This window comes from Micrococcus flavus (assembly GCF_014204815.1).
Taxonomy (GTDB): Bacteria; Actinomycetota; Actinomycetes; order Actinomycetales; family Micrococcaceae; genus Micrococcus; species Micrococcus flavus.
On record NZ_JACHMC010000002.1, the window covers coordinates 1 to 16,962 of the forward strand.

General features: G+C 69.3%; 17 protein-coding genes. 9 read left to right on the plus strand and 8 right to left on the minus strand.

Annotated elements, in window-relative coordinates:
* Positions 1-166 precede the first annotated feature (166 nt).
* Positions 167-553 carry a DUF4913 domain-containing protein gene (locus BJ976_RS11655; RefSeq protein WP_167736967.1) on the plus strand — a complete coding sequence of 129 codons (387 nt, stop codon included), beginning with the start codon at positions 167-169 and terminating at the stop codon, positions 551-553.
* Between the two features lie 66 nt (positions 554-619).
* Here the strand turns inward: BJ976_RS11655 and BJ976_RS11660 are convergent, their stop codons facing one another.
* From BJ976_RS11660 to BJ976_RS11695, 8 genes are all read right to left on the minus strand, one after another.
* Positions 620-1,042, minus strand: coding sequence for a hypothetical protein (locus BJ976_RS11660; protein WP_135030759.1), 423 nt, complete (start codon positions 1,040-1,042; stop codon positions 620-622).
* Positions 1,043-1,110: 68 nt separating this feature from the next.
* Positions 1,111-2,766 (minus strand): type IV secretory system conjugative DNA transfer family protein, encoded by a 1,656-nt coding sequence (locus tag BJ976_RS11665; RefSeq protein ID WP_229667502.1) that lies wholly within the window; start codon positions 2,764-2,766, stop codon positions 1,111-1,113.
* Between the two features lie 31 nt (positions 2,767-2,797).
* A complete protein-coding gene (locus BJ976_RS11670; protein ID WP_229667494.1) occupies positions 2,798-4,486 on the minus strand; it encodes a putative type IV secretion/conjugal transfer ATPase in 1,689 nt (562 codons plus the stop codon).
* 2 nt (positions 4,487-4,488) lie between these two features.
* The gene (locus BJ976_RS11675; protein WP_135030761.1) at positions 4,489-5,994 is read right to left on the minus strand and encodes an SCO6880 family protein; all 1,506 of its coding nucleotides are present in this window, start codon (positions 5,992-5,994) and stop codon (positions 4,489-4,491) included.
* An 8-nt stretch (positions 5,995-6,002) separates the two neighbouring features.
* Positions 6,003-8,714 (minus strand): hypothetical protein, encoded by a 2,712-nt coding sequence (locus BJ976_RS11680; protein WP_184231912.1) that lies wholly within the window; start codon positions 8,712-8,714, stop codon positions 6,003-6,005.
* 59 nt (positions 8,715-8,773) lie between these two features.
* Positions 8,774-9,478: a DUF8175 domain-containg protein gene (locus BJ976_RS11685; RefSeq protein ID WP_135030763.1), complete on the minus strand. Its 705-nt coding sequence runs from the start codon at positions 9,476-9,478 to the stop codon at positions 8,774-8,776.
* A gap of 39 nt (positions 9,479-9,517) precedes the next feature.
* Positions 9,518-9,805 (minus strand): hypothetical protein, encoded by a 288-nt coding sequence (locus BJ976_RS11690; protein ID WP_144860533.1) that lies wholly within the window; start codon positions 9,803-9,805, stop codon positions 9,518-9,520.
* A gap of 13 nt (positions 9,806-9,818) precedes the next feature.
* Positions 9,819-10,445, minus strand: a complete 627-nt coding sequence (locus tag BJ976_RS11695) for a DUF6668 family protein (RefSeq protein WP_135030764.1) — start codon at positions 10,443-10,445, stop codon at positions 9,819-9,821.
* Between the two features lie 140 nt (positions 10,446-10,585).
* Here BJ976_RS11695 and BJ976_RS12125 point away from each other — a divergent pair, with 140 nt between their 5' ends.
* The 8 genes from BJ976_RS12125 to BJ976_RS11735 all read left to right on the plus strand — a co-directional run bounded on the left by BJ976_RS12125 (position 10,586) and on the right by BJ976_RS11735 (position 16,882).
* Positions 10,586-10,819, plus strand: a complete 234-nt coding sequence (locus BJ976_RS12125; protein WP_229667493.1) for a helix-turn-helix domain-containing protein — start codon at positions 10,586-10,588, stop codon at positions 10,817-10,819.
* Positions 10,812-12,275 (plus strand): hypothetical protein, encoded by a 1,464-nt coding sequence (locus tag BJ976_RS11705; protein WP_135030765.1) that lies wholly within the window; start codon positions 10,812-10,814, stop codon positions 12,273-12,275. Before BJ976_RS12125 ends, BJ976_RS11705 begins: the two co-directional genes overlap by 8 nt.
* Before the next feature lie 11 nt (positions 12,276-12,286).
* Entirely contained in the window at positions 12,287-13,351 is a 1,065-nt protein-coding gene (locus BJ976_RS11710; RefSeq protein WP_135030766.1) for a transglycosylase SLT domain-containing protein, read from the plus strand.
* Positions 13,352-13,353: 2 nt separating this feature from the next.
* Entirely contained in the window at positions 13,354-13,914 is a 561-nt protein-coding gene (locus tag BJ976_RS11715; protein WP_135030767.1) for a hypothetical protein, read from the plus strand.
* Positions 13,915-14,016: 102 nt separating this feature from the next.
* Positions 14,017-14,223, plus strand: a complete 207-nt coding sequence (locus BJ976_RS11720; protein ID WP_135030768.1) for a hypothetical protein — start codon at positions 14,017-14,019, stop codon at positions 14,221-14,223.
* Positions 14,224-14,352: 129 nt separating this feature from the next.
* Positions 14,353-15,723, plus strand: coding sequence for a replication initiation protein (locus BJ976_RS12210; protein WP_135030769.1), 1,371 nt, complete (start codon positions 14,353-14,355; stop codon positions 15,721-15,723).
* On the plus strand, positions 15,720-16,388 hold the full coding sequence (locus BJ976_RS11730; RefSeq protein WP_135030770.1) for a recombinase family protein: 669 nt from the start codon (positions 15,720-15,722) through the stop codon (positions 16,386-16,388). The genes BJ976_RS12210 and BJ976_RS11730 overlap by 4 nt, the downstream gene beginning before the upstream one ends.
* A 317-nt stretch (positions 16,389-16,705) precedes the next feature.
* Positions 16,706-16,882 (plus strand): hypothetical protein, encoded by a 177-nt coding sequence (locus tag BJ976_RS11735; RefSeq protein WP_167736969.1) that lies wholly within the window; start codon positions 16,706-16,708, stop codon positions 16,880-16,882.
* The last annotated feature ends 80 nt before the right edge of the window (positions 16,883-16,962 follow it).

Consider the following 16,962-nt stretch of genomic DNA (forward strand, 5'->3'; position numbering starts at 1 on the left):
GGCAGTTGGAGCAGACGACCTCACCGCAGATGGTCCAGTCCCGTGTGCGGCAGCTTCAGAGCTTCGCCCTGGACCCGACGAAGGCGCTGGCGGCCACCAAGCAGCACGGCCGCCGCGGAGCGCACGGCCAGGGCGTCGAGCAGGGCCGGCAGGAGGTGCTTTCGCGGTGACCCTGGCGATGGAATACGACGAGGCTGAGGACGAGCAGCCCGAGGCCGCCGAGCCGGTGTTCGCCACCGCTCAGGAGTGGGTCACCGAGTGGTTCCTGCCCCACTTTCGCCGCAACCCCAAGGCCGTCCGGTGGGACCCGCAGTGGTGGCGTCACGAGGAGGCCGGCACGGTCCTGGAGGCCATGTGGGGATCGTGGGAGGCCACCCGCGCGACCGGTGATGCCGGCGCGATGGTCGCGTGGTTCCGTGATGTGTTCTACCCGCTGACGGACCGGCTCACGGCCGAGAACGGGCCGTTCTGGTCCATCCATGAGGCCCTGGGGCGTGTAGAAGTCCCCGACACCCTGCCCCATGAGCCGGCGCCGGCCGGCTGGTTCGGCTGAGCTTCCAGCTCACACGAAAGCGCCGCCCCTAGTGACAGGGGCGGCGCTTTCGTTGCCGCGAGTCCTTCACTCCCCGCTCGGGGAGTCCTCCCCCTCCATCTCCATGAAGTCCTCGTTGAAGCGGTAGATTCGTTCCCAGGTGCCCGGCCCGTAGGCCCGAACGAACCCGTCGTCCTGGTGCTCGATCACCAGAGCACCACCCCCCTGGATTTTGAATGACAGGGGAACCGTGACGGTCCCTTCGTTCGGCAGAGTCTCCGTCACGTCTTGCCCGACCACGGCGCTGTAGAAATGAATCCACCCCTTGCCCTGGTCAGCGCCGCGGATGATGAAGCACGGCGCCATGTGGGTTTCCTGCAGCTGGAGCCGCGCCATGCCCTCAACGAGCTTCTCCTGGCTCATTACGACGAGGCCCCGCCCGGGGACATGCACCATCACACTCGCCAGCAGCTCGGTGTCCTGATCGTCGGTCTTGTCCGTGTCCGTCATGCTCACTCCTCCAGTTCAGTTGGGTGATCGTCAGCCTATGGGCCCGCCCGACGCCTTAGCCGTCATCCTCATGGCTCGTAGTGGTCCTGGGACGCCTTCACGGCCGGTCCGTAGGGCTTGGAGCTGTAGTGGGTCAGCGTCACGAGGGCCGCGGGCGCCCCCGAGGTGGACAGCACCGCGCGGCCGCGCGGCATGGCCGCCAGGTCCGACACGTCGAGGATGCGTTCACGCTGCACCGAGGTGGTCACCGACCGGCCACCCCGCGCCGCCGAGGAGGAGGTGCGGCGCACCACGTCCCGGTCCCCGACCACCTGGGACAGGAACGGCAGGAAATCCGCGTCCTGGAGGCCACTACCGGCCACGCGCACGTTCGAGGCGTTCCAGAGCTTCCGCATCCCCTCCCGGCCGAAGGCTTCCACGCCCTGATCCCAGCCCTGGAAGAACGAGGACAGGACGATCCCGCGCGAGCCGTAGTGGCTGTAGACGTCGGGCAGCTGACGCCACCGGCACACGTTGGCCACCTCATCGAGCACGCCCAGCAGCGGCGGCGAGAGCCGCCCGGAGGCCAGCGACGCGGCGTGCTCCTCGGCGTCCGTGAGGATCGCCATCGTCAGCGCGCCCGTGATCGCCCGGGCCGTGCCGGCGCCCTCCTTGGAGATCAGATACAGCGTGTCCGTGGTGGAGGCGAACCGGCGGTGATCGAACTCGGCGCGGCCGAGCGCGCCGGTATCCCTGATCCACGGGATCACCGAGTCATAGGTCAGCACGTTCACCCACGGCCGGGCGGTGCCGAACACGCCGTCACGCTGCTTCGGGGTGAGTTCCTGAATCCGGGCCAGGGACTCGGCCAGCTGGCCGTGCCCGGCCGCGCGCAACTCCCGCACTGGGGTCTCGTCCTCGGGGTCTTGGACCCACCGGGCCACGTCCGTGATCGGGCGATCCGCCACGGCCGCGGCGTAGAACAGGTGCGACAGCAGCCGCTTGCCGTCCGACTCGAAGTAGGCATCGGACTGCGCGCCGGCAGAGGTGGCGGAGGAGACGAACACATCGGTGAGGGCTTCGGCGCGCATCATCGAGGTCACGAACGTCAGCGGATTCCACCACCATGAGGCCGGCTCACCGATGATCCCCTGCACGTCATGGACCCAGACAACGCCCTTCTCCGAGCGGGGCCCACGGGTCAGGTCCACAATGTCTCGCTTGTTCGAGGTGGCCAGCACCGGCCCGCCGGTCTCCACGATCTGCGGCACGCACACGCACGTGGTCTTGCCCGCGCGCGGACCCATGATCCAGGTCTGCACCCACTCCCACGAGGCATACAGCTGGCGGCCGCCGTTGGTCAGCTTGGCCAGGGGCACGCCCGGGCCGGCAGCGTCCGCGTGCAGGCGCCCCGCATCCTTGACCGCCCGCTCCTTGGTCATCTCCCGGAAGTCGCCCGGCCGCGACATGGACCGGGCCAGGTGATCCACACGAGAGGAGCCGGCGCCCATCACCTTGATCCCGACTAGCAGCAGCACCAGGACCAGCAGACCCGTGGCCACCGCGGCGACGATCTGCCACATCGTGACCGGCAGCGTCCCACGCCACTGCATCACCAGCACGTCGAACAAGGACGAGCCGGTCGGCGCGTCGGCCGTGGCCATGCCGACCCCACCCCACACCGCACCGACGACGACGACGACGGCGAGCACCCCGGTGGCGATCAGCCACGGGGTGTCCGCCATGCCCGGCTGGGCCCGCCGGCCGGCCCGACGATCAGACAACATCACGGTTCGTCATCTCCCAGTCGCGGTTGGTCTCGGTGTTCGGTTTCTCCGCGCGGGTCAGCTGGGTGTGGAACGGGATGCCGGCCTCCTTGCCCGTCTTCAACAGGAAGTTGCCCGCGCCGGGCCGCAGACCCGCCTTGCCGGTCCACGGGTCCACGGGAGCCTCACCGATCCAGTCCGAGAGCTGGGCCACCTCAGCGTCGGTGAGCGCGAACGCCTCCTCGAGATTGCCCATCTCGCCCTCGGCCAGACCGCCCAGGAAGACCATCGCGGACCGCTCCACGAAGCCCCACGCCACGTCCGTGAGGTGCTGTTCCGGCAGCTTCAAGTCCTTCATGGTGTGGGTGACCATGATCTGACCGATGCCCATTCCGCGGTTGAGACGGGTGATGGTATCCACGAAGTAGACCATCTCCCCCGAGGCCCGGAGCACCTGCCACAGCTCGTCCATCACCAGGATGTACGTCCGGCGGCGCCGGCCGGCCGCGCGCGAGAGGTGGGACTCCGCCGACACCGTGGCCGAGCCCAGATTCCAGCACAGTGACTGGATGGCAGCCATGAGCACGCCATCGTTCTTGTTCGCCCCGGAAATGTCGAACACGGCCGGACGCCCAGGCTGGAGGTGTTCGGAGGTGGGCTCGGAGAACAAGGTGCCGTAGGGGCCGCTGGGTCCGAGGGACACCAGGGCGTCCAAGAGGCCCTGCACGCGGGCGTCGAATGCGTCCGCGTTGTCGTAGGTCAGCGCCACGTTCCGGAGGCCCTCCGGGCGCGCGCGGATCAGGTCAGTCAGGTCTGTGATGACCGGAGCGGTCCGCAGCTCAGGATCGAGCATGTGCACCGCCTGGGTCAGCACAGACGCCTCATGGGGGGCCAGAGGCCGCCCGAGGATCATCCCGATCATGCTTTTCAGCTGCGCCAGACGCCGCGAGGCCATCTCGTCCAGGGCCGCCTTCCGCGCCGCCGGATCAGCGATCTGGTGCAGCTGAGCCACGACCGGGCCGAGGTCCAGGGGGTTGATGTGCCCCTTGCCCGGCGCGAACTCGATCACCTGCCCGCCCAGCGCGCGGATCGTGTGCACGTAGTCCGGGCGGCTGTCGGCCAGCACCAGCGGGATCGTGCCCCAGTTCGAGAGCACCGTGATGATCCGGTGCACCAGCGAGGACTTCCCCAGACCAGGCTGGCCCAGGACGAAGGCAGAGGGGTTGGAGATGATGCCGGCGGTGAACCAGCTCACCGGGTCCGCGCAGACGGTGCTCCGCCGCCGCGTGTGGTAGCCCAAGGGCACCCCGACCACCGGCAGGCCGGCGCCGGCGGTGAACGGGAAGAACCCGCACAGCTGCACCGCGGACCCCTGGACCTCGAACAAGTCCTCCAGCATCCCCGCCGGGGCGCCGGCCGCCCGGTTCCATCCGCGAGGACCGGGCCGAGAGGTGTTCTCCCGGCGCGAGTCGGCCCACCGCTGGAGGATGCCCCCGGCGCCGCGGCGGGCCGCGCGCTCGGCCTTTGCGGCCTCCTGCCGCGCCCGCTTCTCCGAGCGAGCCATGCGGCGCACGTCCCGCTTGGACAGGGTCAGCGCCCCTGCCAGGCCGTCACGTCGGCGCTCTGCGCCCACAGCCTCCAGCGCATCAGCCCCCAGCTGCTCCGGGGCCTCATTGACGGTCAGCTCGTCCACGCTCATGGTCACAGGCCCTTTCGGATCGACTCGGGGATCAGCATGTGGTCAGACAGAACCGTGCCCAGCGGCAGGCCGGCCTGGAAGGTGACGGCCTGAGTGGACAGCGCCGTGCGGACCCGGAGCTTGGCCGGCGTCAGCTGGGCCGGCACCTGCCGATCCCACAGCCGCAGCTGGTCCTTGTCCTTGACCGAGACGGTCACGATGATCCCAAACCGGGCCAGGCCGGCGCCCTGGGCCTCCTCCGCCGCGGTCTTCGCGGCCGCGGCCTGCCGCTGGGCCGCGCGCGCATCGAAGCGGCTCTGCGAACCCTTCCACGTGGCGTCCTTCTGCTCCTGCTGCACCACCGTGGAGGTCCGCGAGGACGGGATGGGGCGGAACAACAGCGTGACGCGCTTCCTCAACACATCGGGGCTGGGCTCCACGATGCGCGCAAGCGAGTTCGACCGGAAGTGCCCGTTGGGGCCGCGCCACATCGTCCAGGACCGGGAGAACGCCCGGTCATGCTGCAACGTGTCGAAGCCATCGACCATGAACGAGGGGCCGGCCTCCTCCCACACCAACCCGGTGTCCTCGCCACGGGCGTGCAGCTCCTCCACCAGCGGGGCCACGCTGGGGTCATAGGCCACCCGCGTGAAGTCCACGATCTGCTGCGCCGAGCACACCATGACGTTGCCGGCGCCGGTGCCGGCCAGGTTCGCCGTCAGTTCGGGGATCTTGTTGCCGATCTCCTCGGCCATCTCCTCCAGCCCGCGGTCCTTGTTGCCCCCGTCCAGGTGGCGCCCATCGAAGGTCAGCGCCACACGGCACACCAGCTGGGGGGCACCCGTGGTGTGGGTGTCTCGAATCTCTTGGACCACAGCATCCGAGAACTCGGGCGCACCCTCCACACGCTTGGAGTCGAGCAGGTTCCGCACCCGGAACCCCGAATCCGGCGAGGACTCGATGACAACCTGAGCCCCGCGGATACCCTCGTCGTGGCCCAGCTGAGTGATCCAGTTCGCCCAATGGGCCACCCGGGAGTCCAGCTGATCGGGGTCGATCAGCGAGCCGCCATCAGGGTGCGTCTCGAACACGATGGTGTACTGCGACACGTCCTTGGTGACCATGCGGATCAGCCCGAAGGGCCGGCCGAAGGCGTCGGGGTGCTCGGACAGCTCCGACCGGGCCATGAGACCGGGCAGCCGCGCTGCCCCATCGGGGGTGCCCTTGCCGGTCACCCCGGCCAGGTACACGTCTTTGTTCGCCTTCTCCTTGCGCCGCTGATTCAGTCGCACGCCGACCCTCCCAAACACCGTTCGCCCGTTCTGGACCTTGACCCGCATCAATAGGATGACCACGCCCGCGGTCAGCACCACGGACACAGCCACCAACCACCGGCCCGTAGCCATGAACAGCACTACGAGCACCACCAGGGGCACCATCGCCACGCTTTGCAAGAGCGTGAAGCCCCACAGCCCGCTGCGCCCCGGCACCGTCAGATTTCCGAACACCCCATGCTGGGGCTCACGCACAGCAGCACTCACCGCTGATCCCCCTCCTCGGTTTCGATCATGCGGGCCGGATCAAGGCCCGCCGTGGTTGCCCGAACGTCCGCGACGGTCCGGGCCGCCCGGCCCATCCGCCCGCTCCTGGACCGCACGGCACGACGACGCTCCACGCGCCGTTCCTGCCGCGAGCTCGCAGCCCCCGTGGCAGGGGCAGCGCCCGCTCCCGGAGCACTCGTTGTGACGGTTCGGCTCTGCACGGTCCTGGCTGACGAACCGCCCGAGGCCGCGGGCCGGGCCGGCGCAGGGCTCCGCCCCGGCAGCGGCGCCGCGACGATCCCCGAGGGACCGTCATCCGCGCCATCCGCGCCACCGGCCCACCCAGCGGGCTGAGCCAGCACCTCACCACTCACCCCGCCACCGGCAGGGGCACCCCCGGAGGAAGCAGGAGCCGAGCCCGCGATCACCCCGCTGGAGACGGCAGCCGCGCCGCCCGAGGCCGGGGCGACCTCACCGGAGACCGCCGAGGATTCCTCCGCCGCCGGGGCCGCGCCCGAGGGCGCCGCACCCGAGACGTCAGCCACGCCGCCGGAGGCCGGGACAGCGCCACCGGACACGCCGGCTGCATCGCCCGAGGCCGGGGCAGCGTCCGAGGGCGCCGCACCAGCCGGGGCGTCCGTACCAGTCGGTGCGGCCGGCGTCTCGCCCGCAGCAGAAGTAGACCCGCCGGGCAGCCCCGGCATCTCGGCGCCGCCCGAGGTCTCACCCGCGGCGGCGTCTTCCCCGCGGGTGACGCCGGCAGCTCCGCCAGCACCCGGAGCCGAGAATCCGACCACGCCACCGGCCTCAACGGAGGCCGAGCCGGTACCGTCACGCGACCCCGACGCTCCACCCCGGCCCGAGGCCGGCCCCGCACCGGAGGCCACCGCGCCGCTGAGCACCCCCGCGGACGTGGACCCGGCACCCGCAGGACGATCCTCAACCTTCCCGCCCTTGGATGCAGCGGAACTGTTGGCCCCACCGGCCACGGCTCCGCCCTGGCCCGCGCCCGACTGGGACGCACTCTCTCCGGCCTTGCCCGTCGTGTTCAGCGGCCGCGCGCCTGGTGCCGCCGCGCCCGCCGACTGACCGCTGGCCGCCGGAGCGATCCCGCCCGCAGCGCGCCCCGCACCGGCGGGCGCCGCTGAGGTGTCCGCAAGGGCCCCGGCCGCTCCGGCCGCAGCGGCCGCAGCCACCGTGCCCGCGTCCGTGTCGTCATCGCCCGTGGACGGCGCGTGGTCAACGCCAGAAACCGAGGATGCGGCCCCGCCGATAGGCGCCGCACTACCCTCCGCCGGACTCGCCCCAGCGTCGGAATCGTTGTCGCCCTTGGGGCCCGCATGGTCCACGGCCCCATCTGCGCCACCCCCACCGATCCCGGCCGTCGCGCTACCACCGGCCGAGCCCACGCTGTAGTCGTCGGCACCGGAGGAGGACGCTCCACCCCCAGCAGCCGCGGTGTCGTCCTCCGAACCGGCCGCGCCGACGCCCGACACGGCGGCCCCGCTATCCGCGTTACCGCCGGCAGAGCCGCCCGCCGCGCCCGGCTCCTTGCCGGCACCCTTCGCGCCGGCCGCGTCCCCGGAGACAGTGGCCCCGGCCGTGCCCTTGGCTCCACCTGCCGTCTCGGCACCGCCACCGGCAGTCGCGGCCCCGCCACCCCCGCCGCCCGCGGCACCGCCGCCGGCTCCCGCAGCTCCACCGGCACCGCCGCCGGCTCCCGCAGCTCCACCGGCCCGCGCAGCACCCGCGGCCGCACCGGCTCCACCCGTGCCGGCCAGGATCGCCGCGCCGGCAGCGATGCCCAGGGCCGCACCCGCGACCCCAGCACCGGAAAAACCGCCCATACCCGTGGCCACGACCGGAGAAAGGAACCGGACCAAGGTCGGAAGGACGAGACCGGCCATCGCCAGCAGGAGGATGCCCGAGATTGCGGAGGAGAGCAGCACGCCGAAGTCCTCCGAGGTGCTGGTGACCAGCATGAACCCGAAGGCGTAGATGCCCGCCGCGACTGGCTTCATCAGCAGGCAGGCCATGAGATAGGCGTTTGCCTTCTTCCAAGACTGCCGACCCGCCTCCGTCGTGGATGCCGCAGCGATGACCGGGATGAACACGATCAGCAGCAGCAGCAGCACGTCACGAACGAGCATCATCAGGAAGTTGGCGATTGCGCCGAGGAACAGGCACAGCGCGAGCAGGAACGCCGTACCCGGCGAGGCGATGATGGGACCGGCCGCCATAGGCTCCGCAAGGCTGGCGAAGTCGATGCTCTCGGAGGACTGGTCGAGCAGCCATTCCGCGGTGGAGTCGCCAGCGGTCAGCAGCATGGGCACGAGCGCGACGTAGACGCCCGTGGCCAGCGTGATGTTCAGGATCAGCGTGCCCATCGACATGATGCCCTCGCGCGCTGAGCCATTCTGGTGTGCCGAGACCACGAGCCGCCCGATGGCGAGCAGCAGTCCCAGCACCCCGAAGAACCATACGAAAAACTGCAAGTTCTCGCGCATGAGGACCACGGCATCGGAGCCGAAGGCCGGGCCGGGGGCGTCCATCCACCACGTGCCCACGAGGCGAAGGATGCCCACGGCACCCTCGACCATGCTCTCGATGAAGCTCGTGATTGCTTGCTCTGCCAGGCTGCCGGCGGCGTCAGCCGCGGCCTCTTTGCCCTTGCAGATCAGATCCAGTGCGCCGCATTCCTCTGGCACCGGAGCGCCGGGGGTAGCGGGAGCCGGGGCGGGGGCGGGTGTCGTCGTAGCCATGTCGGTTACCGCCACATCGTGAAGCCGGTGGTGTCCTCGACCACGGCCACACCCAGGTCGTTCGACTGGGCGTTGATGGTCCAGTCGCGTTTGGTCTCGTCCCACACCATCGGGACGCGCATCGTCCCGTGGAAACCCGGCCCGGAAAGGAGGTATTCGACCTCCGCCTCATTTTCGTTAGACAGCAGCACGCGATACCCCTCCACGGTGCCGAACTCAATGTTGGAGCCGAACTGACTCTTGCGGAACAACGTCTCGCGGTTGGGGTCATCGGAAGCTGAGTTCTTGTCTCCAGTCCCGAAGTTGTAAGCCAGGCTGATGCCGCTCACGACGGCCCCGCTGGCCGTGCGGGCGGAGCAACGCCAGTAGGCACCCTCTCGTGACGTTGGCCCGTACTTCTTCGAGACAGGAACCACACCGCCCGAGGGGTGCCGTTCCCACTGGACCTCCGGCGCCTCCGCCGGCAGCCCCTTCTCCTTCACCCGCGGAGGCTTGCACTGGCCCTCCTCCGTGGCAGTCTCCGCCGCCATCGTCGGCGCGGCGGACGTGACGGGCGAGGACGCCACCGGCGCACCAGCCGGTGTGTCCTCACCCGCCACGCCACGCCACACCATGAACGCGACCATCGCCAGCGCCAGGAGCACCAGCGCCCCCGAGACGAACCAGGCCCGACCGAACGGGCTCGAAGAATCAGCGTCAGCCTTGGCCATCTCAGGGCTCCTATCTGTTGTTGACGAGGTGGATCAGGATCAGACGAAGGTCTGCATGATGCCGCCGACCGCGACGGCGAGGATGCAGCCGATGATGGACAGGAACAGGCCCTTGGCGGAGGCGAACTCGCGGCCCGTCACGGACGAGACCACGAGCATCCCGGCCGAGATGAGGAAGCCGAACACGCCGGCGAAGATCACGAACCAGGACACCCAGTTCAGGGAAGTGGTCAGGCCCTCCGTGCCCGGGGGCTGCTCCGGGGTGACGTTCGGGACGGTGGCCAGCGGAGTCAGTACGTCGAGCGCCGGCAGCAGATCGAGAGGCATCACAGGTGTCCTTTCAGAGACTCGCCGCTGCGCTGTGCAGCTGACGAACGATGCGGGTGACACGACCCGGGATCTTCCCGGCGTCGGGTGAGGCGTGTCGCCACGCCTCCACCCAGGGCAGATGAATCCCCCTGGGAGTCCTTTTGAGCAGACGGCGCATCGCCTTGCGCTGGCCGTCCGAGAGAGAGGGGCCGTCGTCCACGATGACCAGGCCCAGCAACGTCGATTCGTTCAGCAGGCCGGCAGCCCACTGCATCGTGAAGGCATCCGCCGCCTCCAGTCCGCGCCAGTGGCTCCGGCAGACCGCCACGACCCCTAGCGCCATCCCCTCCGGCGGCACAGGCCAGGTCCGCCCGTGATCCACGGCGTCAGCCCCGAGAAGCGTGGCCACCGTGCTGGCACCAGACCCGCCATGCAGCCCCATGACAGTGAGGCGTGTCACAGAATCGGCGGAAATATGCACTTTCGGCCAGGTGGCCGAATCGACATCACCTGGTGTGATCGGGAGGGCGCTCGGATCGGTCGGCCCGCTCTCCATGAGTCGCTGGCCCAGCAGGCTGTCGTGCAGCACCGCCTCCTCCTGCTCCGGCGCCACGCTGACCGATTCAGACGGCACGAACGGATTGGCTCTGGGGCTCACTTTTCACTCCTCCTCTAGCCTGTAACAGACAGAGTAGACGCTCTGTGTTCGCTATGCAAGCAGTATGGCATATGTCCGCAACATCGCTTGTGCGGCTTGTGTCTCTTGACTCGCTTGTGGATCTTAGAAAGAATAGAGGAGTGACTGTGAACGACGTTGCCGCTGTGGATGAGCTGCTGGCCGATCTGCCCGAGGTGCTGACGCTGGAGGAGATCGCTGACCTGCTGCGCGTCAGCACCGCCACTGTGCTGCGGTGGCAGCGGGAGGCGGGGTTGAAGACCCTGGTGCTCGGGGAGCGCCTACGGCGCGTCCGTAAGACCGACCTGCGCGCCTTCCTCATCACGGCCGACGAGATGGAGGAACGCGATGCCTGAACCTGCCGACCGCGGCGGCCACGAGTTCGACCCCACCGCCGTTCCCCCGTTCCCCGTCTTCACTCTCCACGTGGACGAAGACCTGGAAAGCGCCACCCTGGACGGGGCACCCATCCAGACGGCCGAAGGCCAGACGGTCCGAGAAGCCGGCATCGCGGCCATCGTCCGCCGCCTGGAGGCCCAGCAGCTCGAAGCTGTACGCGTGCGTGTCACCACGCCCGGTGACGAGGAATGGCGGATGGTCGTGACCGCTGATGGTCAGGCCCACGACACCACCCCGGAGGAGGACGCGCAGACACGGGGCCTCACGCGCCGCCGGCTGTTGGCCGGCGGCGCTGGCGTGGCCATGCTCGGCCTCCTGGGCGGAGCCGGGGCCATCTTCGGTCCTCGCCTCCTCGGGGCCAACGAGCCCCCGCCCTGGCAGGTGCCTGGCGCCGGATCGCAGATCCCCGTAGCTGTGCCCGCTGGGTTTGACGCCCGTGCCCGCTGGGCCGTACCCGTGGGGCGCAGTGCCGACGTCGGCCGGTTGGACACCGGCCACATCGTCACCGTCTCTGACGAGGGCACCATCACCGTCCGCCATCCCCAGACGGCGCAGCCGCAGTGGGCTGGCACGGGCGCACCGGATGCCCTCAACGGCGTCCGTCGCGTCTCCTGGGGCGGCACAGACGCCATTGCGGTGGCCACGCCCAGCACGCTGCACGTCTGGCCCATGACCACCCCCGGTGACGGCACTCTGACGGCGGCCGTCACCCACTCGCTCGACACCACCACCCGCGCGGAGCTACACGGGCCGGCCCCGTTCGTGGAACTCGAGGACTGGTTCGTGGACGTGCCCGCAGATCACATGGGCACGCGACGCCTGACGATCCCAGCCGGCACCCGCGCCGCCCTGCGCGAGGAGAGCGGCGTCCTCCACACCATCGGCCCCGACCGAGTGCATCACCTTGACGCCTCCGGCGCCCGCACCGCGGAGCACCAGCTGAGCATGAGCCGCCGCCCCGCCCAGATGCCCGCCGGCGTCTGGGGAGCCGGCCCCGAAACCGTGATCGCCGCATGGGCCGATGACCGGCAGACCCGCCTCACCCTGATCCGCCCTCGCGACGGCGCCGTGCTCATGGACACCACCACAGCCGAGCGCATCGACCAGCGCACCAAAGTCCGCCGCCTCACCGACACCTTGATGCTCCTGGGCTCCACCCTCGTGTCCACCGGCCGCAGCCCTTTCGCTCGGGAAATGACGGAGTTCAAGCCCAGCGCCGCCCACGGCGCCACCCTCTACGGCACGTTCGACCGCACCCCCGCCACGCTGGAGCTCAAACGCAACGCCACCCCCCAGCCCTCCCCCGGCTACCGGCCCGACGACCCGCCCCCAAGCATGGTCACCGACACCGATGCCTTCTTCATTACCGAGCAGCTGGACACAACCACCCTGTTCGTCGCCCCCCGCCGCTAAGGAGCACCGCCGTGGACGACTCGAAAGGCAAGGTCGCCGTCGCCGCCCTGCTGCTGTTGCTGTTCATCATGCTGCTGCCCCTGTTCCTCCTGACCACCGCGGCCCAGGAGGAGTATGACCAGCGTGCGACAAGTCTCGCCGGCTGCATGTTGGGGGCAGACGGTCAGGTAGAGGTGCCGGAGCAGTACGTCCCACACATCGAGAAAGCGGCCACTGTTGCTAACATGCCAGCCGCAGTTATTGCCGCGCAGATTTGGACCGAATCGCGTTTCAATCCGCAAGCCGTCAGCAAGAGCGGCGCCCGGGGGATCGCACAGTTCATGCCCGACACATGGGATACCTACGGCAATGGAGCGGACCCGTTTGACCCCATCGCTGGCATAGACGCACAGGGCCGATACATGCGCGACTTGCAGAAGATGGTCGCCCCTCTCGTGACCTCAGACCGCTCACGCATCGAACTTGCCCTAGCCGCCTACAACGCCGGTCCAGCCGCAGTCATCGCAGCAGGTGGGATGCCAGCCAAGCCGGAGACGCAGGCATACGTCCCCCAGATCATGCGGCTGGCGCAGGTCGATTTCACCACCGGCTGCCAAGACCCCGGCGGAGAAGTGATCGGAGAGCTGGGCACCGGCAAGTGGGTCAACCCCCTGCCAAACAGCTACGTCACCTCCCCGTTTGGCCGGCGATCCTGCCCCCCTGCCCCGGCTGAATGCACGGGAAGCGCGCGGAACCACTCGGGTCTTGACTTGGGCACCAGTAGCCGTGCTGGCACCGTGGTGGCCAACGCCGACATGAAGATCATCAAGGTGAACAAGAACGAGGACGCCGGATACGAAGTCGTGGGCCAGTCCCTTGACAATCCCAACGTCCGTTTTGCTTTTTTCCACTGCGCGACCGGCAGCCACCGCGTCACCGTGGGCCAGACCGTCACCCCCGGGACGCCCTTGTGCACGGAGGGAATGAACGGAAATGCCTCCGCTCCGCATCTACATTTCATGGTGATTATCAACGGCACCCCCGTGGACCCGGAGCCCATCCTTCTAGCGAAGAAAGTCCCATTGAGGTACACGTGAATATGAATACCACCCGCCCCGCAGCGGCCATGCTGGCCGCTCTCGCCCTGTCCCTGAGCGCATGTGCCTCAGACCCGGACCCGACGCCCACGTCCCTGCCCACGGTGGCCACCACCAGCGAGCAGCCCGAGGCGCCGCCGCCCGCAACCGAGGATCACGGCCACGACCACACGACTCCCACGGAGCAGCAGAAGGCCGTCGCGCTCGAAGCCGCCCGCATCATGAGCACGTGGAACCCCGCGAAGGACACCACCCGGACGGCCGCCGAGCTGCGCGCTCGGCACCTGATGACCGAGGAGTGCGCGGCCGACGTCGAGGAGCCCGAGCGCGGCAGCGGCGGCGCCGAATGGATCGCCGCCGAGCAATCCGGTGCAACCTCAGTGCCCGAGGTCCGATGGAACGACCGCGCCGACGTGGACGGCGTGGCCGTCGTGGCGACCTGGACATGGCAGAAGGCGGACGGGACGACGTTGGCCGGCCCCGCCCGCCAGCCCGTCCGGTTCTACACATTCCAGGTGTCCGAAGACGGCAAGATCACCGACTACGAATACCAGGACCGCTGACCCAACCCGCCGTCCCGGGGCATGCCCTTGGTAAACCTGACAGGTACAGGTACAGTGGCCCTCATGAGGACCACATATCGACGCCCGAGGGGCACGGAGACTGTGCAGCTGCACGTCACTCTCACGCCCGAGGTCAAGGCGCGCATTGACGCAATCGCTGTGCGGGCCGAGGCCCCGCTCTGGGCCGTAGTCGAGGCCGCGCTGAAAGCCGGCACCGAGGACGCCGACGGCATCCCCGTCGAGTGGAACCTCCGCAACCCCGATGCCGAGGCCCTGCCCGGCGTCGAAGGTACCCAGACAGCCGCATAAAACAGTGGTGGCCCCCCTGCCCAGGGAGGCCACCACTTGAAATCTCGACTCCGCCCACAGTCGGCAAACTTTCCGGCGGAGTCGCTTACCAGGAACCAGAGACGATGCAGTACGCAATAGGACCTAGCGGTGTCTAGGATACCCGACTACCAGGGCCGAGCAACAGCCGGCCGTGCCGCGATCCAGCGCGCCCGTGCCGAGCGCCACGAGGACACCCCCGAGCAGCCCCGCCATCGCGGCCGTGAGGGCACCCGCCGGCTGCTGGCTGACCTCGCCCCTGCCCACGCCACGCGCGTCACCGTCGCGGACGAGAAGGACGGCCACGGCACCGTCCGCACGATCCCCCCCACGGGACGCCCACGCGCCCGCGCCGTGGAGGACCACCCGTTCGTCACCCTCACGACCACCGGCACTGGACGATGCACTGGCGGGATCATGTGGGCGCTCGTCGTGGACATGGACCACGACGACTCGCTGCTGCGCCTCTACGCCGCCGACGTGCCCGCCCCGTCCTGGATCATCGAGAAGGGACGCAACGGCCACGTTCAGGCCGGATGGATCATCGAGCCCGTAGCCCTCGGACCGAACGCCCGCCCCGGCCCCATTGCCTACGCCGAGGACGTGCGCGCCGCGCTCACCGCCGCATGCGAGGGCGACCCCGCGTTCACCAACCGCCGCCACTGGAACCCCACATGGCCCGGATGGGAGACCGAGGGCCGCGTGATCTGGGGACCGACTGCCCCTCGCACCCTGGGAACGCTCCGAGCTGAGATGATCGAACGCGGCACCTGGCCCAGCTCCGAGGCCCAGCGCGCCCGGCGCCAGCGCACCCACCCCGACGCCGCCCGCGCCCTCGTGGCCACAGCCACCAGCTCCATCACCGTCACCACGGGAGAGCGCAACCAGTTCGTGTTCGACTACGCCCGTCTGCGCCCCTCCGGGACCGTCGCCGACGCGGCCGCCGAGGCCAACGCCATGTGCGCCCCTCCTTTGCCCTCCGCCGAAGTCGCCGGGATCGTCCGGTCCATCGAGCGGTACGAGGCCCGCACGGGCCGTTGTGGCCGTGAACGCGGCACCGGGAAGGTCAGCGATACCTACCGCGCCGCACAAGCCGCACGGGGCCGCGTGGGCGGATCACGAAGCACCCCCGCCCAACACGCCCAGCGCGTCGCCGCCGCCCACCGCGCCACCACCGCCCGGTCCCGCCGAGCCGCCGAGCGCGCCCAGCAGGCCCGTAGGCAGGCCCGCAACGGCTGGACCACGGCCCGCATCGCGGAGCACCACGGCGTCACGACACGCACTGTTCGGGGCTGGCTGAGCGCCCCCACCAAGCGGGCGGAAAATACCGGAGCATCAGGGTATCCGGGCGCCCCCCGCTGGACGCCCATCCCCCTCCGGGCAGCAGCGCACGAAGCTCCCCACCCTCCGCTGAGGTCCAACACGTGCCCCCGTCTGCACCCACCGCCGCACCCTGAGCCTCACGCGAAGATGACCCCATGAGCATTCCCCCACACCCAGAGCAGCGGACCCTCCCCGAGCCCTCCGCCGTCGTCGGCTACGCTCGCGTCTCCACCCCCGGACAAGCCGAGTCCCTCACCGAGCAGCGCGAACGACTTACCGAGCTGGGGGCCGTGCGCGTGTTCGAGGACGTGGCCAGCGGCAGCCGCGCTGACCGGCCCGGCCTGGCCGCAGCCCGTGACTACCTCCGCCCCGGGGACACCCTCACCGTCACCCGCCTGGACCGGCTGGGCCGATCCATGCTCGACACCCTCACCACCCTGCACGAGCTGGCCGAGACCGGCGTGCGCGTCCGCGCCCTGGACCTCGACCTCGACACCGGCACCGCCGCCGGGCGCATGGTCGTGAACGTCATGTCCGCCCTGGCCGAGTACGAGCGGCAGCTCCTCATCGAGCGCACGCACGAAGGCCTGGCCCACGCCCGAGCGCGGGGCCGGGTCGGCGGACGCCGCCGCGTGCTCACCGAGGAACAAGTGCAGGCCATCGAGACCATCAGCGAGGCCGGCACACTCTCGGTCGCGGACCTGGCGACCATGTACGGCGTGAGCCAGCGAACCATCACGCGCGTACGCGCGGGTGCGTACCGCAGGAACAAGGCCGATGAGGGGAAGGGGAGTCACACCCTTGTAGTTCGCACAGGAGTGTGATAGCATGACAAAGAGGCCGACCGTAGGTCACGGTCAGCCGGCTTCCGTCAAGCAGGAGGCATCCGCGCTGTGGTGCAGGTCCGAAACCTGTCCCCGTCTCACCAACCAGGTGAGCCAACCACTCCCATGAAACCCCAAGAGAACTCTGAGGAGAAGCACATGAGCACCAAGCAGCAGAGGCTTTGCAGCCGTCACGCACCAGGACCACACGAACGCATCCGTACCCACCTGTAAGCAAGTACGAACGCTGACGTTACTACTCGTAACTGACTACTGCAAATCCTCCAGGTAACCAGATACCAAGGAGGTGATGCTCGATGAGCATCCACAACAACCGCACGACCCCTACGACCCCCACCAGCAAGAAGCCCCCCCTGGCGCGCGAAGCGCTGATCAAGGGGCTGTTCTACGGAGTAGGGCTCCAGATCGCCAAGTGGCTGGGTGAGCCCGAGCTGTGGGAGTGGGTGAGTGCACTGATCCCGTGGATCACCTAATAGAAGTACCCGAGTGACCCTCTGGGCCGGCGATTCCCGCCGGCACAGGGGGTCATCTTTTGCCTCCCACGCGCCCGTGC

Coding starts and splice junctions, on each gene's coding strand:
- BJ976_RS11690 (WP_144860533.1), bottom strand. CDS start 9,805: ATGCCTCTCGATCTGCTGCCGGCGCTCGACGTACTGACTCCGCTGGCC.
- BJ976_RS11705 (WP_135030765.1), top strand. CDS start 10,812: ATGCCTGAACCTGCCGACCGCGGCGGCCACGAGTTCGACCCCACCGCC.
- BJ976_RS11715 (WP_135030767.1), top strand. CDS start 13,354: ATGAATACCACCCGCCCCGCAGCGGCCATGCTGGCCGCTCTCGCCCTG.
- BJ976_RS11730 (WP_135030770.1), top strand. CDS start 15,720: ATGAGCATTCCCCCACACCCAGAGCAGCGGACCCTCCCCGAGCCCTCC.
- BJ976_RS11660 (WP_135030759.1), bottom strand. CDS start 1,042: ATGACGGACACGGACAAGACCGACGATCAGGACACCGAGCTGCTGGCG.
- BJ976_RS11665 (WP_229667502.1), bottom strand. CDS start 2,766: ATGGCGGACACCCCGTGGCTGATCGCCACCGGGGTGCTCGCCGTCGTC.
- BJ976_RS11685 (WP_135030763.1), bottom strand. CDS start 9,478: ATGGCCAAGGCTGACGCTGATTCTTCGAGCCCGTTCGGTCGGGCCTGG.
- BJ976_RS11735 (WP_167736969.1), top strand. CDS start 16,706: ATGAGCATCCACAACAACCGCACGACCCCTACGACCCCCACCAGCAAG.
- BJ976_RS11670 (WP_229667494.1), bottom strand. CDS start 4,486: ATGAGCGTGGACGAGCTGACCGTCAATGAGGCCCCGGAGCAGCTGGGG.